This window comes from Chelativorans sp. J32, assembly GCF_000518985.1.
GTDB lineage: Bacteria > Pseudomonadota > Alphaproteobacteria > Rhizobiales > Rhizobiaceae > Chelativorans.
On sequence record NZ_JAEQ01000005.1, the window covers coordinates 65,122 to 78,502 of the forward strand.

The window sequence follows — 13,381 nt, forward strand, 5'->3', positions numbered from 1 at the left end:
CTGCTCATGGCCTCGCTGAAAGACCTCCGCAACCGGATCGCCTCCGTTAAGGCGACGCAGAAGATCACCAAGGCGATGCAGATGGTCGCCGCGGCGAAGCTGCGTCGCGCGCAGGAGGCGGCGGAAGCCGCGCGGCCCTATGCGGAACGCATGGGCGCGGTGCTCGCCAATGTGGCAGGCTCGATTTCCGGAGCCGACGCGCCGCCGCTGATGGCGGGCACCGGCCAGGACGATGTGCACCTGGTCGTCGTCTGCACGGCGGATCGTGGCCTTGCCGGCAGCTTCAACAGCCAGATCGCAAGGCTTGCGCGTGAGCATATCCGCAAGCTTCAGGCCGACGGCAAGCAGGTGAAGATCATCACCGTCGGCAGGAAAGGCTACGACCAGCTGCGGCGGGATTTCGGTCCGCTCATCATCGACCGGATCGAACTGCGCGAGGTGAAGCAGATCGGGTTCGCCAATGCGGACGCTATCGCCAAGAAGGTGATCGGTCTGTTCGAAGAAGGCCAGTTCGACGTCTGCACGCTGATCTATTCGCGGTTTAAATCTGTCATCAGCCAGATCCCGACGGCACAGCAGATCATTCCTGCAGCGGTGCCGCAGGCGGAAAGCGCGGGTGAAGGCGCCATCTACGAGTATGAGCCGAATGCCGGCGCCATTCTTGCCGACCTCATTCCCCGCAACATCGCGGTGCAGATCTTCCGCGCGCTGCTCGAAAACGCGGCTGGGGAGATGGGCGCCAAGATGACGGCCATGGACAACGCGACGCGCAACGCGGGCGAGATGATCAACAAGCTGACGATCACCTACAACCGCCAGCGCCAGGCGCAGATCACCAAGGAACTGATTGAAATCATTTCGGGCGCGGAAGCGCTCTAACGGACCGAAGAGGTATAACAATGGCTAAAGCAGCGACCCCTAAGAGGGCCCCGGCACGTGCAGCCGCCACCCCGGCGGCCGTCGAGCCGGCCATAAAGCCCGCGCGGCGGGCCCCCACCCGTTCGGCCGCCGCGAAGGCCCCGACCGCCGTCGCCCCCGCGATGGGTGCCGTCGGCACGGTCCGGCAGGTGATCGGCGCCGTTGTCGACGTGCAGTTTCAGGACCATCTGCCGGCGATTCTGAACGCTCTCGAAACCGACAACCAGGGCAACCGGCTCGTGCTGGAAGTTGCGCAGCACCTGGGCGAGAACACCGTGCGCTGCATCGCCATGGACACGACCGACGGTCTCGTCCGGGGCCAGGAAGTGCGCGATACCGGCGCTCCGATCTCCGTGCCCGTCGGTCCGCAGATGCTCGGCCGCATCATCAACGTCATCGGCGAGCCGGTCGACGAGGCAGGCCCGATCCAGGCCACCGAGACCCGCGCCATCCACCAGCCCGCACCTGAATATGTCGACCAGTCGACCGAGTCCCAGATCCTGGTGACGGGCATCAAGGTTCTCGACCTGCTGGCCCCCTATGCACGAGGCGGCAAGATCGGCCTGTTTGGCGGCGCCGGCGTGGGCAAGACCGTGCTGATCCAGGAGCTGATCAACAACGTCGCGAAGGCCCATGGCGGCTACTCCGTGTTCGCCGGCGTCGGCGAGCGCACCCGCGAGGGCAACGATCTCTATCACGAGTTCATCGAATCGGGCGTGAACAAGAAGGGTGGCGGCGAAGGTTCCAAGGCCGCGCTCGTCTACGGCCAGATGAACGAGCCCCCGGGTGCCCGCGCACGCGTCGGCCTCACGGGCCTGACGGTCGCTGAATACTTCCGCGACCAGGGTCAGGACGTGCTGTTCTTCGTCGACAACATTTTCCGCTTCACCCAGGCGGGCTCCGAGGTGTCGGCGCTTCTCGGCCGTATTCCTTCGGCCGTGGGTTACCAGCCGACGCTCGCCACCGACATGGGCGCCTTGCAGGAGCGCATTACGACGACCACCAAGGGATCGATCACTTCGGTGCAGGCCATCTACGTGCCCGCCGACGACCTGACCGACCCCGCCCCGGCCACCTCCTTTGCCCACCTGGACGCCACGACCGTGTTGTCGCGCGCCATTTCCGAGAAGGGCATCTACCCGGCTGTGGACCCGCTCGACTCCACCTCGCGCATGCTCGATCCGCAGATCGTCGGCGAGGAGCACTACGAGGTTGCGCGTGCCGTGCAGCAGACGCTGCAGCGCTACAAGTCGCTCCAGGACATCATCGCCATCCTGGGCATGGACGAGCTGTCCGAAGAGGACAAGCTCACAGTGGCGCGTGCCCGCAAGATCGAACGCTTCCTGTCCCAGCCCTTCTTCGTGGCCGAGGTCTTCACCGGTTCGCCGGGCAAGCTGGTCGATCTTCAGGACACGATCAAGGGCTTCAAGGGCCTGGTCAATGGTGAGTATGACCACCTGCCTGAAGCAGCGTTCTACATGGTGGGAACCATCGAGGACGCGATCGAGAAGGCCGAGCGGCTCGCAGCAGAAGCGGCCTGATCGCACACAGCAAAGTCGACCGGGGCAGCGGTGCTGCCTCGGACGAACCTCATTCGGTAGGACTTCATGGCAAAGAGCTTCACCTTCGAACTGGTCTCGCCCGAGAGGCTTCTCCTTTCCGAGGAAGTCGAGCAGGTCGTCATCCCCGGGACGGAAGGCGAAATGACGGTCATGGCGGACCATGCTCCGACCATGACGAGCATCAAGCCTGGCGTTATCACGGTTGTACAGGCTGGAGGCGGGCGTGAGCAGTTTGTGGTCTTCGGCGGTTTCGCCGATATCACGCCGGACGGCTGCCGTCTGCTTGCCGAATCCGCCACCCGGATCGCCGACCTCGATCCGACGGATCTTGCCCGTCGCATAGAGGAAGCACGGGCGGAAATGGAGGGTGCCAGGGATCACGAGACCCGCACCAAGGCGGAGGAGTTCCTCGGGCAGCTCACCACATTGCAGGGCGCATTGTTGCCTGCATAACGGCCAAAAAATCTGGAAATCCTAAGCCGGCGGCGACGCCGGCTTTTTTATTGCCGCTCACTCCACCTTGCTTTCTTGAAACCAAAAGCCGGGTTTTGGGTTGACACCCAAATGCCCGCACCGGTCGGCCCGGGGAGTTCAGGTCATGAACGAGCTCCATGCACGCAAAGCTGCGTAGGGCGGGCTACTGACGACGGCCAGAGGTAAGGAGAAATGCCATGCGATTGACCGCCGCGGTGCTCGCGACAATCCTTCCACTTTCAGCAGCCTACGCGCAGGACAAGCAGGCTTCCGCCAACATGATCAATACGGAAGGACGCGAGGTCGGCACCGTCACTTTCACGCAAATGCCGTCGGGAGTCATCAATGTTCTGATCGAAATGACGGATCTGCCCCCGGGCGCACATGGACTTCACATTCACGAGAAAGGCGCCTGCGATCCAGCCGGCGGCTTCGAGTCTGCCGGGGAGCATTATGCCCAAGGCAAGGAGCACGGTATCCACAGCGAAAACGGTCCTCACCCCGGCGACCTGCCGAATGTCCATGTCGGCCAGGACGGCACGCTCAAGGTTGAATTCTTCGTGACCGATCTGTCGCTGGCCGATGGCGCGGAAAACCCGCTTATCGACGCCGACGGCTCAGCCATCGTCCTGCACGCATCCGCCGACGATTACGAGAGCCAGCCAAGCGGGAACTCGGGCGACCGGATCGCCTGCGGCGCTATCAAATCCAACTGACCGGGCTGGAAGCGGAAGCCATCATACGGTAGAGTGAAAAATACGGCGGAGGCACAGGCCAGCCGCACTTGACTCCAACGACATGATCGTTAAACGCTAATAATAAGATATACTTATTATTATGGTAGCTTTGTGAGCGTTAAAATTGATCCCGAAACATTTGGGTTTCTGCTGACCGATCTGGCGCGGCTGATCCGGGTCGACCTTGACCAGCGCATTCTTGACGAAGGGATAGGCGTCACTCCAGGCGAGGCCCGTGTTCTTCTGCATGCCGCCCGTGCTGGTGAGGTGCGGCAGAACGTGCTTGCGGACCGCATGGGGCTGGAGGCGATGACGCTCAGCACCTATGTGGATCGGCTTGAAGAAAGGGGGCTGGTGCAGAGATTGCCAGACCCCTCGGACCGTCGTGCCAAGCTTGTCCGGCTTACTCCCGCAGCCAGCGATGCGCTTGACGCGATCATGAGGGCGACGGCCGCGGTTCGCCAGCGGGCGCGGGAGGGACTGAACGACCAGGAATGGGCGGTCCTGAAAGAGCTCCTGAGAAAGGTCCGTCTGAATTTCTCTTCGGCGACTGACGAGGAGCAGTCGTGAATTAATGCAGAAGCGCTTGGAAAGCATCGAGCCCGCTCCCGTCATGAGCGAGCGGCGCGTAAGCCTGATTGGCGCCATGTTGGTGGCGATCGGGCCGATCTCGCTGGCGCTCTACACACCTGCAATGCCGGAGATCGTAGCTGCCTTCGGCACGACAGAAGCGGCCGTAAAGATGACGCTGTCGCTTTACTTCGCCGGCTTCGCGCTCGCTCAGCTCTTTTGCGGTCCCCTCTCCGACGGCTTGGGACGCAAGCCGGTCACTTTCTCCTTCATGGCAATCTATGCGGTGGCAAGCCTGTTGGCGCTGGTCGCGCCGACCGTGGAGATGCTGATCGTCGCGCGCTTCCTGCAGGGCATTGGGGCTGCCGTTGGGATCGCCATCTCACGCGCGGTGGTGCGGGACCTTTTCACGCACGAACAATCTGCACGGATCATGAATCTAATGGGGATCATCATCGCTGCGGCTCCGGCGATGGCACCGACCGCGGGCGGCCTGATCATGGAGTTTTTCGGCTGGCAAGCGATATTCCTGGCAATGCTTGCATTCGGCGTGGCGCTTGTCGTGGTTGTGCAGTTCTCCATGCAGGAAACCGTAACGCGCGACCTTTCCCGCATCAGCCCGCGCGGTCTGTTGGACGCCTATGCAACCTTGTTGAAGAGCCCCTATTTTCTCTCCTCAAGCCTAATCATCGCCGGCACTTCTGGCGCGATGTATGCGCAGGCCACGATCCTGCCGTTCATCCTGATGAACCGGGTCGGCCTCACGCCCTCGCAATTCGGCGTTGGCATGTTGATGCAATCCGGGATGTTCTTTCTGGGCTCGCTTTCGATGCGGTTCCTCATGCGCCGGTTCAGCGCCTTCCAGCTCGTGCCAGCAGGCCTATGCTTCATAGCGGCCGGAAGCCTGCTGCTTGCGGTTTCGCTCAACACCGCGCCGCCCTCTTTCATGCGCGTGATGGGGCCGGTGGCCTTCTTTTCCTATGGCATCGCCTTTGTCATGCCAGCCATGATGACGGCTTCGCTCGCCCCTTTCCCGCGGATCGCCGGAGCGGCTTCATCCCTGGCCGGCTTCATGCAGATGGGTGCAGGTCTCGTCGGCGGCTCGGTTGCCGCCCTGATCGCTGATCCGGTGCTGGCGATGAGCATCGTCATCCCGACAATGGGGGCGACGTCCATTCTGGCCTGGCTCGTCTGGCGGCGTTTGCCGGAACCCTCGATCGCAGCCGTGACAACCGTTACCAGCGATCTTTCAGCTTAGTTCCGGCCGCACGAAATCCCCTGACTGCGGGTCCATGACCCAGAGCTCGCCGGTCGAAATATCGAACCAGGCGCCATGCAGGGTGAGCTTGCCCTTCTGTTCGAGAATCCGCACGCAAGGAAACGTCCGCAGATTTTCGATCTGGAAACGGATGGAAATCCGCTCGAGGGCCGTCTGCCGCTCCGCTGGAGTGAGGAGATCGTTTCCGGCTATGGCCTCCGCCGCCGGCGCCACGAGGCTCATCCACCGGCCGATGAAATCGCCGGGCGAAAGCGGCTGAGCCGAAGGATGCAGCGCTGCTCCGATGCCGCCGCAGCGCCCGTGGCCCATCACGACGATGTTTTTCACCTTGAGGCTCTGGACCGCGAATTCGAGCGCCGCCGATGTACCGTGATGATGCTGATCCGGCGCATAGGGCGGGACCAGATTGGCAACGTTGCGGACGACGAAAAGCTCGCCCGGGCCTGCGTCGAAGATCGTCTCCGGAGCAGATCGCGAGTCGCAGCAGGCAATCACCATTGTTTCGGGTGACTGCCCCTCACGCGCCAGGGAACGATAACGGGAACTCTCGGCGGCATAACGCCCCGCCATGAAGTTGCGGTATCCGGCTAGAAGCCGTTCGGGTAAATGCACCATGGTTCTGCGAATAAACGGGATTCGCGAGCCCTGCAAGTGCTTCTTGAAGCGGGTTTTACGCCGTAAGATTTCGTCCCGGAATCGGCACTTCGTGAAGCTTCACCATGGCCATTGGAGAGGAGAGGCTTTGAGCGTCCGTCTCCAGCATCAGCTCATCTGCGCCCCGCTTTGCGGCTCGCGCGAGCGCCTCGAAAACCGACGCGGTGGCGCGCCGCAATGCCTCGCCCGGCGCCAATCCCTTGAGTATCCATGCCGTGTAAAGCGCCGCAGTGAGATCTCCCGGGCCCTTGGTCGGGTTTTCCACGGCGCGATGCTCCGCGAGATAGGCGCCATAGGGCGTCAGGAGCAGATTCGCGATGTTGCCCGGAACCGAGCCGGGCGAGGACGTGACCAGCATCGTCTTGGGAGAAGCCTCGGCTGCGGCCGCCATGGCATCATCTATGTGGTCGACGTCGCGCCCGGCGATCCAAGCAAGCTCGTAAAGGTTCGGCGTGGCCACATCCGCGATCGGCAACAAGACGTCGCGCAGGGCGACTGCCGTCGCTTCCGGCACGTACAGTCCGCCTTTGTCCCCCATTATGGGATCGCAGACATAGAGAGCCTTCGGATTGTTCCGCTTCACCGCATTGACGAGCGAAGCGACAGCCTCGGCCTGCTCGGCTCCACCCAGATAGCCGGAAAGCACGGCCGAGACCTCACCCAGCCACGGCGCATTTTCCAGGTCCCGCATCAAAGCCGCGAAATCCGCGGCCGGCGGAACGATGCGCGTTGCCCGCCCGTGGCCGGGATGCCAGGGCAGGATGATGGTCGGCACGGCCCAGACCGGATGCCCAAGCGTTTCCAGCGCGAAGACCGCAGCGCGGTTGCCTACGGTGCCCCGCACGACATGGCTCGACACCACGATCACGGCGCGTGCGCCGCCCGCGTTTGTTTCAGTCTCGTCGATCATGATCCGCTGCCTGAGAGATGGAGGATGAGCCAACCGATCAGGAACACGGCGGCAATGAGAGCAAGGATACGCGCGATGCGCCGGCCCCAGACCTCGGTCCAGTCCTCGCCAGCGGCGTCGCGGGCGGTGAAATGATCCCGCATGCGGGAACCCGAGCGGAAGAGCAGAGATTCGCTGTCGCGCTCCACGCGCTCAAGGATGCGGCGGGATTCGGCTTGCCGCTCATCATCGCTCTGCTTTCCGCTCATGCCGCAAGGCGCCCGTTCTGGCTGGTCATTTCATTATCAGGCGAATAGCACTATTCTTCCGGCCGGTCGAACATCCGGGATGATTTCATGCTCCTCTCATTGCCTTTTTCTCCAGCCCGCGTCCGCGCCTTTCTCGTTATCCTTCTCGCTTTACCCCTTCTTGCCGGCTGCGGATTCAACACCATTCCCACGCAGGAAGAGCAGGCAAAGGCCGCCTGGAGCGAGGTTCTGAACCAGTATCAGCGCCGTTCCGACCTGATCCCCAACCTGGTGGAAACGGTGAAGGGCTACGCTTCGCACGAGCGTGAAGTGCTGGAAGGCGTCGTCGAAGCCCGCGCCAAGGCGACGCAGGTGCAGATCTCGCCTGAGATGCTCACCAATCCGGAAGCCTTCCGCGCCTTCCAGGAGAACCAGGCGCAGCTGACAGGAGCGCTCTCCCGCCTTCTGGCGGTGGTGGAGAATTACCCGGACCTGAAGGCGAACCAGAATTTCCTGGCCTTGCAGGCACAGCTGGAGGGCACGGAGAACCGCATCGCCGTCGCGCGACGCGATTATATCGAGGCGGTGCGCCAGTATAATACGTCGCTGCGAACCTTTCCGACGATCCTCTGGGCCAAGTTCTGGTATACGGATGCGCAGCCGATGCAGACCTTCACCATCGCGGAAGAAAACATGCAGGCGCCGCAGGTGAATTTCGGCAACGGCGGCTGAGCAAGGCCGGCCAATGAAACCGGCTTTCAAACGCGGCCTGCTTGCCTGGCTGTGCGCCGTCCTGCTTTTTGCCGTCTCCGCGTCGGCAGCCGAGCTTCCGGCGCTTACAGGGCGAGTGGTGGACAATGCCGGTTTGCTCGACGCCGCGGCAGAAAGCCAGCTCATCGACAAGCTCGCTGCGTTCGAAAGGAAATCCTCCGACCAGGTCGTCGTCGCCACGATCAGAAGCCTTGATGGGGAGGCGATCGAACCTTACGCAAACAGGCTCTTCCGTGCATGGGGCCTCGGGCAGGCCGGTGAGGACAATGGCGTCCTACTTCTGGTCGCGCTCGATGACCGGAAGATGCGCATAGAGGTGGGTTACGGCCTCGAAGGCACGCTGACCGACCTCCATTCCAAGCTCATCATCGAGAACACGATGGTGCCCGCCTTTCGCGACGGCGATTTCGCCGGCGGTATCAGCCGCGCCGTGGACGACATCATCATGGTGCTGGAGGGAAATGCTGCCGAGTTGGAAGCCCGCGCGCGCAGAACCCAGGAGCAAAGCGCCGGGGTGGACTGGTTCGGCCTCCTCTTCGTCGCGATCTGGGCATCGCTCTTCATCGGAGGCTTCGCACTGGCGATCCTGCCGCCGATCTTCGGACGCAAAATCGGTCCCAACCGCTATCGCTGGCTCGGAATGAACATCGACTACGGCAAGAAGGGGAGAAGCAGGCGCGGCAATACCGGCTGGTCTCCCGGAGGATGGTCGTCGGGTGGATGGTCTTCGGGCGGAGGAGGATTTTCCGGCGGAGGAGGATCATCGGGGGGCGGCGGCGCATCGGGATCATGGTGATGGCCAGTGGCAATATTCTGACCGAGGAAGAGCGGGGGCGTGTCGCGGAGGCGATCCGGGCCGCGGAGGAAAAGACTGCCGGCGAGATCTACTGCGTGCTCGCGCGGGCCAGCGACAGCTACTTCTTCCCCGCCGCATTCTTCGTGACGCTGTCGATCCTCCTGGTCAGCCTCCCGGCAGCATTTCTGTTGCATCACTGGTGGATTTCGGTACCGCCGGCTTGGTTCGTGGCCGCACAGCTAGCCGCACTTGCCGGAGCGCTCCTTGTGCTCAAATTCCTACCGGAACTTCGCATCCACTTTGTGCCAAGAGGGCTGCGATATCGCCGCGCCCACGACCATGCCCTACGGCAGTTCCTCGGACGTAACATTCATCTCACCCGTCAGCGGACGGGCATACTGATCTTCGTATCGCTTGCAGAGCACTACGCAGAGGTGGTGGCCGATGCCGGCATCAACGCGCATGTCCCGCAGGAACGCTGGAATGCCGCCGTGGAAATGCTCACGCATCACGCGGCGGCAGGCGATCTTGCGACGGGATTCATTGAGGCCGTCCGACTTGTCGGCGTTGAGCTTGCGACCCACTTTCCTCCGGATGCAGCAAATCCGGATGAGATCGACAACCATCTGGCGGAAATCTGAAATCGGAATAGGGTTGCCGGAAGTGGGCGAGCCTGCTTGCCAGAGGCAGGGCGACACAGTTATGGTTAATCCACTATGAAGACGCTTTCGATCGACATCAGACGAGCGGATCCGCAGGATGCGGAGGCGATCGCTGCCGTGCACGACCGGTCTTGGCGCGGCGCCTATACAGGCATCATCCCGCACCGGGCCCTGAGTGCCATGATCAATCGGCGTGGGCCGCGCTGGTGGGCGAATGCCATACGCCGCTCGGCCACGGTGCTGGTGCTGGAAATCGGCGGAGAGATCGCGGGCTACGCCACGCTTGGCCGCAACCGCGCTCGCGAGCTGAAGCAGGCGGGCGAAATCTACGAGCTTTACCTGAGCCCCGAATATCAGGGCATCGGCCTTGGCAGGCGTCTTTTCCAGGCTGCGCGCGAAATGCTTACCGCCCACGGCTTCAAGGGCCTGGTCATCTGGGCGCTGGAAGAAAATATCGGCGCGGTCAACTTCTATCGCGGCGCTGGCGGCCGTGACATGGCCGAAGGCGTCGAGGTGTTCGACAGCAAGGCGCTTCGCAAGATTGCCTTCGTCTGGGATTGAGACCTGCGCCTCGCGGTGAGGGAACGCCGGAGGATCGTGAGCCGATCCGCCGCATTGCCCCTGCGCCGAAAAGCCGCTAGGCACCCGGCCGAAATCAATCCAAATCGGAGTGACCATGCGTATTGAGGCCATCCCCATCGGCGATAATCCACCTGAGGACGTGAACGTCATCATCGAAGTTCCGGTGGGCGGGCAGCCGATCAAATACGAGATGGACAAGAAAGCTGGCACGCTCTTCGTGGACCGCTTCCTTTACACGCCGATGACCTATCCGGGTAATTATGGTTTCGTACCGCATACGCTCTCGGATGATGGCGACCCGATCGACGTGTTGGTCTGCAACACGCGCCAGCTCATTCCGGGCTGCGTCATCAATGTGCGGCCGATCGGCGTCCTCATCATGGAGGATAACAAGGGCCAGGACGAGAAAGTCATCGCAGTGCCCTCTCCGCATCTCACAAGGCGCTACGAGAACGTCTCGAACTACACGGATCTCCCCGAGATCACACTGCAGCAGATCCAGCACTTCTTCGAGCACTACAAGGATCTGGAGCCCGGAAAATGGGTGAAGATCGGCGATTGGATGGATGCCACCGCCGCTCGCCGCCTCATTACGGAAGCAATCGACAGAGCGAAAAGCTCCGCCGACTAAACAGCGGTCTAATCGCTGCGTGATAATTCCGGCAGCGGGGTGCTGCCGGAAACCACAGAAGGTTTGTCCTTGCCACAGTTGAACGTGCGCGCCTTCTCGTCTGCAATATGACGCGCCTTCTCATTGGCGCCCGGATTGCCGGTGGCAACGACATAGCCCACCACGCAGCCCTGCCGCGCATCGAGTTGTCCCACTTTGCTCACGACGAGGACCTCGATCTGTGCTTCGGGCTTCTCCGGATTTGCCGCAACGAAGCGGCGGTGGATCGTGGCAAGCGCACGTTCCCATCCATCCTCTTTCTCGATGCGCCATTCGACAGTCGGACCGCTGCTGTTGAAGGCCGCAAATGATTCCCAGGGCAGACCAGCCTGGGGTGGGAACCCGTAAAAGAGCGACTCGCGGGCATCGCCATAGCGCACCAAGACCGGGTAGCCTTTGTAACCGGAACAGGCCAGATCGGCCCAGTCGCCATCCCCCTCCCCGGCCTTGTCGATGACGGCACAGGTCTGATCCGGTTCGAGCTTGGTATAAGCGCTTGAAATTTCCTGGGCGTGGCTGGCGGCAGCAAGCAATAGGAAGGACGTAAGGGCGATCGGATAGCGCATCACAAGTCTCCGCGTTCGCGCCCCGCCCAATTTATAGCACGCGCCTCCATTCATAGGCACAAACATGCAGCAAGTTATTAATCCGCGCGTGGTGCTTTTCAAAAACCGGGTTTCAACCCGATGCTCAAGCCTCAAGCATAACAGTCAGCGTTGCAATCAATGAGCTGGCGTTTCCAGCGATAGCGACGGTCTTGAGCCGCGATGTCGTCCCTGAGACCACCGCGACGTCCCGCCGGGGAACGCCGAATGCCTTTGCAAGCAGCTTTTCCAGGGCCGCATTCGCTTTTCCGCCCTCAGGAACCGCGCGTACCCGTGCCTTCAGATACACCTTCCCGTCTAAACCCTCCGCCAGCCCCTCGATCGAATCGGAGGCGGATTTGGGCGTGAGTCGCACGAAAAGCTCGATGCCGCTGCCACTCTTGCGGAAGCAAGAGGGTGGCGTGGGGTCAGCCGAATGCGGCAATGACGGGAACGTGATCGGAGGGGCGGTCCCACCCACGCGCGTCGCGCAGCACATCCACACGAGTAAGCGCCGGAGCAAGATCGTCGGATGACCAGATATGGTCAAGCCGGCGGCCGCGGTTGGAAAGGCTCCAGTCCTTCGCGCGATAGCTCCACCAGGTGAAGAGCTTCTCCTCCGGAGGGATGTGGCGGCGCATCAGATCGACCCATCCGCCACCCTTGCGTATTGTCTCCAACCCCTCGGTTTCCACGGGCGTGTGGCTCACCACATTCAGCATCTGCTTGTGTGACCAGACATCGCTTTCGAGCGGAGCGACATTGAGATCGCCGACGAGAATCGTGCCCGTATTCGCATTCAAAACCGGCCGCACTTCCCGCATCTCCTGCAGAAAATCCAGCTTGTGGCGGAACTTAGGATTGATGTCCGGATCAGGCTCGTCACCGCCTGCCGGCACATAGAAATTGTGAAGCAGGACCTGACGTCCGTCCACGTCGACCAGCGTCGAGAGATGGCGACAATCGTTCAGACCGCAGAAACTGCGGCGTTCGGCGAGCTCCAGCGGAAGACGCGAGATGGTCGCTACGCCGTGGTAGCCCTTCTGGCCATGCAGCGCGATATGACCATAGCCGATCTTGCGGAACGCGGCTGTCGGAAACTGATCATCCGGGCACTTGGTCTCCTGCAGACACAGCACGTCGGGCTGGTATTCCTCGAGGAAACGCAGGACAAGCGGCAGGCGTAGGCGGACGGAGTTTATGTTCCAGGTGGCAACTTTGAACATTGAGAATTCCGGTTTTTCAATTCCGGAATAAACCTTCGCGAGCGCTTGTGACAAGCGCTCACGGAAAGATTTGTCCGCGAAGAACGGAGGACGCTTCGGCCGCGGTTTCTACCTGCCGCCGCGAGCCAGTGAATTCACGCGGCGATAATCGATGTGAAAGACGCTCGGGTCGAAAGTGACACCCTGCTGCACATTGAAGATCATGACCGTGGTGTCCCGTCCCTGGGCGTCGGTAACCGTCCATTGGCGCAGGTCATAAGTCTTCGAATCGAACATCATGGTGATCGTGGAGTTGTTGCCCAGCTTTCGATCCACCAGCGTCACGGTCGTCAGGTCCGGGTCTTCCTTAACCTGCCTGACGGTATCCGCCGAAAGATCGATCCGCTCGCCAAGCAAGAGCCGCAGCGGCGTATCCGAGAGGCGGTAGATATCGACCGTGTTCATCTTCTTGTTCTCGAGCACGACCGTGGAGCCGTCGGACATGACACGGAACTGCGCCGGCGGCTCGTAATCGAAGCGGATCTTTCCGGGCCGCTCGATATAGAACTTTCCGCCCGTCTGCTCGCCGCGCGGGCCGAACTGGACGAACTCACCGGTCATGGTGCGCACATTCGTGAAATGCTGGGCAATACGTTGCGCTGCCTGGGACGCGGCATTGGCATTGCCGGCGGCCAGCCCGACCGCAAGCATCGCGATTGCAAGGAGCGAGCGACGCGCAAGGCGGAGAACCAGGCGGCTGCGCTCGGAAGGGATTCTCAT

At 61.8% G+C, this 13,381-nt stretch carries 18 protein-coding genes; 11 read left to right on the top strand and 7 right to left on the bottom strand.

Going from position 1 to position 13,381, the window contains the following annotated elements; translation table 11 throughout:
- Positions 1 to 6 precede the first annotated feature (6 nt).
- The 6 genes from CHEJ32_RS0109360 (at position 7) to CHEJ32_RS0109385 (ending at position 5,519) form a co-directional block, all read left to right on the top strand.
- A complete protein-coding gene (locus CHEJ32_RS0109360; RefSeq protein ID WP_028033641.1) occupies positions 7 to 879 on the top strand; it encodes a F0F1 ATP synthase subunit gamma in 873 nt (290 codons plus the stop codon).
- A 20-nt stretch (positions 880 to 899) separates the two neighbouring features.
- Entirely contained in the window at positions 900 to 2,459 is a 1,560-nt protein-coding gene (atpD, locus tag CHEJ32_RS0109365) for a F0F1 ATP synthase subunit beta (protein ID WP_028033642.1), read from the top strand.
- Positions 2,460 to 2,525: 66 nt separating this feature from the next.
- Complete coding sequence (locus CHEJ32_RS0109370) at positions 2,526 to 2,933, top strand: F0F1 ATP synthase subunit epsilon (protein ID WP_028033643.1); 408 nt, start codon at positions 2,526 to 2,528, stop codon at positions 2,931 to 2,933.
- Between the two features lie 218 nt (positions 2,934 to 3,151).
- Entirely contained in the window at positions 3,152 to 3,670 is a 519-nt protein-coding gene (locus tag CHEJ32_RS0109375) for a superoxide dismutase family protein (RefSeq protein ID WP_028033644.1), read from the top strand.
- 132 nt (positions 3,671 to 3,802) lie between these two features.
- Entirely contained in the window at positions 3,803 to 4,261 is a 459-nt protein-coding gene (locus CHEJ32_RS0109380) for a MarR family winged helix-turn-helix transcriptional regulator (RefSeq protein WP_028033645.1), read from the top strand.
- Between the two features lie 4 nt (positions 4,262 to 4,265).
- A complete protein-coding gene (locus tag CHEJ32_RS0109385; protein ID WP_028033646.1) occupies positions 4,266 to 5,519 on the top strand; it encodes a multidrug effflux MFS transporter in 1,254 nt (417 codons plus the stop codon).
- Here the strand turns inward: CHEJ32_RS0109385 and CHEJ32_RS0109390 are convergent.
- From CHEJ32_RS0109390 to CHEJ32_RS0109400, 3 genes are read right to left on the bottom strand one after another with little or no spacing between them, the layout of a single operon-like run.
- A complete protein-coding gene (locus tag CHEJ32_RS0109390) occupies positions 5,511 to 6,155 on the bottom strand; it encodes a carbonic anhydrase (protein ID WP_028033647.1) in 645 nt (214 codons plus the stop codon). The genes CHEJ32_RS0109385 and CHEJ32_RS0109390 overlap by 9 nt on opposite strands.
- 55 nt (positions 6,156 to 6,210) lie before the next feature.
- On the bottom strand, positions 6,211 to 7,104 hold the full coding sequence (gene pdxY / locus CHEJ32_RS0109395; protein WP_051469568.1) for a pyridoxal kinase PdxY: 894 nt from the start codon (positions 7,102 to 7,104) through the stop codon (positions 6,211 to 6,213).
- On the bottom strand, positions 7,101 to 7,352 hold the full coding sequence (locus tag CHEJ32_RS0109400; protein WP_028033649.1) for a hypothetical protein: 252 nt from the start codon (positions 7,350 to 7,352) through the stop codon (positions 7,101 to 7,103). Before CHEJ32_RS0109400 ends, pdxY begins: the two co-directional genes overlap by 4 nt.
- Positions 7,353 to 7,439: 87 nt before the next feature.
- Here CHEJ32_RS0109400 and CHEJ32_RS0109405 point away from each other — a divergent pair, with 87 nt between their 5' ends.
- From CHEJ32_RS0109405 to ppa, 5 genes are all read left to right on the top strand, one after another.
- A complete protein-coding gene (locus CHEJ32_RS0109405) occupies positions 7,440 to 8,063 on the top strand; it encodes a LemA family protein (protein ID WP_028033650.1) in 624 nt (207 codons plus the stop codon).
- Positions 8,064 to 8,076: 13 nt separating this feature from the next.
- Positions 8,077 to 8,898 (top strand): YgcG family protein, encoded by an 822-nt coding sequence (locus CHEJ32_RS0109410; protein ID WP_028033651.1) that lies wholly within the window; start codon positions 8,077 to 8,079, stop codon positions 8,896 to 8,898.
- Complete coding sequence (locus tag CHEJ32_RS0109415) at positions 8,898 to 9,539, top strand: TPM domain-containing protein (RefSeq protein WP_028033652.1); 642 nt, start codon at positions 8,898 to 8,900, stop codon at positions 9,537 to 9,539. The genes CHEJ32_RS0109410 and CHEJ32_RS0109415 overlap by 1 nt, the downstream gene beginning before the upstream one ends.
- Before the next feature lie 75 nt (positions 9,540 to 9,614).
- Positions 9,615 to 10,121 carry a GNAT family N-acetyltransferase gene (locus CHEJ32_RS0109420; protein ID WP_028033653.1) on the top strand — a complete coding sequence of 169 codons (507 nt, stop codon included), beginning with the start codon at positions 9,615 to 9,617 and terminating at the stop codon, positions 10,119 to 10,121.
- A 115-nt stretch (positions 10,122 to 10,236) separates the two neighbouring features.
- Positions 10,237 to 10,773, top strand: a complete 537-nt coding sequence (gene ppa, locus CHEJ32_RS0109425) for an inorganic diphosphatase (protein ID WP_028033654.1) — start codon at positions 10,237 to 10,239, stop codon at positions 10,771 to 10,773.
- 8 nt (positions 10,774 to 10,781) lie between these two features.
- Here ppa and CHEJ32_RS0109430 read toward each other — a convergent pair whose 3' ends face one another.
- The 4 genes from CHEJ32_RS0109430 to CHEJ32_RS0109445 all read right to left on the bottom strand — a co-directional run bounded on the left by CHEJ32_RS0109430 (position 10,782) and on the right by CHEJ32_RS0109445 (position 13,381).
- Positions 10,782 to 11,378 carry a hypothetical protein gene (locus tag CHEJ32_RS0109430; protein WP_028033655.1) on the bottom strand — a complete coding sequence of 199 codons (597 nt, stop codon included), beginning with the start codon at positions 11,376 to 11,378 and terminating at the stop codon, positions 10,782 to 10,784.
- Between the two features lie 124 nt (positions 11,379 to 11,502).
- Positions 11,503 to 11,841 (bottom strand): DUF167 family protein, encoded by a 339-nt coding sequence (locus tag CHEJ32_RS0109435; protein ID WP_051469569.1) that lies wholly within the window; start codon positions 11,839 to 11,841, stop codon positions 11,503 to 11,505.
- Positions 11,825 to 12,622, bottom strand: coding sequence for an exodeoxyribonuclease III (locus CHEJ32_RS0109440; protein WP_034658151.1), 798 nt, complete (start codon positions 12,620 to 12,622; stop codon positions 11,825 to 11,827). Before CHEJ32_RS0109440 ends, CHEJ32_RS0109435 begins: the two co-directional genes overlap by 17 nt.
- A 108-nt stretch (positions 12,623 to 12,730) precedes the next feature.
- Positions 12,731 to 13,381, bottom strand: coding sequence for an outer membrane lipoprotein carrier protein LolA (locus CHEJ32_RS0109445; RefSeq protein ID WP_028033658.1), 651 nt, complete (start codon positions 13,379 to 13,381; stop codon positions 12,731 to 12,733).

What these genes read in the sequence shown, in the direction of transcription:
- CHEJ32_RS0109360 (WP_028033641.1), top strand. Translation starts at nt 7, where the DNA reads ATGGCCTCGCTGAAAGACCTCCGCAACCGGATCGCCTCCGTTAAGGCG.
- atpD (WP_028033642.1), top strand. Translation starts at nt 900, where the DNA reads ATGGCTAAAGCAGCGACCCCTAAGAGGGCCCCGGCACGTGCAGCCGCC.
- CHEJ32_RS0109370 (WP_028033643.1), top strand. Translation starts at nt 2,526, where the DNA reads ATGGCAAAGAGCTTCACCTTCGAACTGGTCTCGCCCGAGAGGCTTCTC.
- CHEJ32_RS0109375 (WP_028033644.1), top strand. Translation starts at nt 3,152, where the DNA reads ATGCGATTGACCGCCGCGGTGCTCGCGACAATCCTTCCACTTTCAGCA.
- CHEJ32_RS0109385 (WP_028033646.1), top strand. Translation starts at nt 4,266, where the DNA reads ATGCAGAAGCGCTTGGAAAGCATCGAGCCCGCTCCCGTCATGAGCGAG.
- CHEJ32_RS0109390 (WP_028033647.1), bottom strand. Translation starts at nt 6,155, where the DNA reads ATGGTGCATTTACCCGAACGGCTTCTAGCCGGATACCGCAACTTCATG.
- pdxY (WP_051469568.1), bottom strand. Translation starts at nt 7,104, where the DNA reads ATGATCGACGAGACTGAAACAAACGCGGGCGGCGCACGCGCCGTGATC.
- CHEJ32_RS0109400 (WP_028033649.1), bottom strand. Translation starts at nt 7,352, where the DNA reads ATGAGCGGAAAGCAGAGCGATGATGAGCGGCAAGCCGAATCCCGCCGC.
- CHEJ32_RS0109405 (WP_028033650.1), top strand. Translation starts at nt 7,440, where the DNA reads ATGCTCCTCTCATTGCCTTTTTCTCCAGCCCGCGTCCGCGCCTTTCTC.
- CHEJ32_RS0109410 (WP_028033651.1), top strand. Translation starts at nt 8,077, where the DNA reads ATGAAACCGGCTTTCAAACGCGGCCTGCTTGCCTGGCTGTGCGCCGTC.
- CHEJ32_RS0109415 (WP_028033652.1), top strand. Translation starts at nt 8,898, where the DNA reads ATGGCCAGTGGCAATATTCTGACCGAGGAAGAGCGGGGGCGTGTCGCG.
- CHEJ32_RS0109420 (WP_028033653.1), top strand. Translation starts at nt 9,615, where the DNA reads ATGAAGACGCTTTCGATCGACATCAGACGAGCGGATCCGCAGGATGCG.
- ppa (WP_028033654.1), top strand. Translation starts at nt 10,237, where the DNA reads ATGCGTATTGAGGCCATCCCCATCGGCGATAATCCACCTGAGGACGTG.
- CHEJ32_RS0109430 (WP_028033655.1), bottom strand. Translation starts at nt 11,378, where the DNA reads ATGCGCTATCCGATCGCCCTTACGTCCTTCCTATTGCTTGCTGCCGCC.
- CHEJ32_RS0109440 (WP_034658151.1), bottom strand. Translation starts at nt 12,622, where the DNA reads ATGTTCAAAGTTGCCACCTGGAACATAAACTCCGTCCGCCTACGCCTG.
- CHEJ32_RS0109445 (WP_028033658.1), bottom strand. Translation starts at nt 13,381, where the DNA reads ATGAGAATCCCTTCCGAGCGCAGCCGCCTGGTTCTCCGCCTTGCGCGT.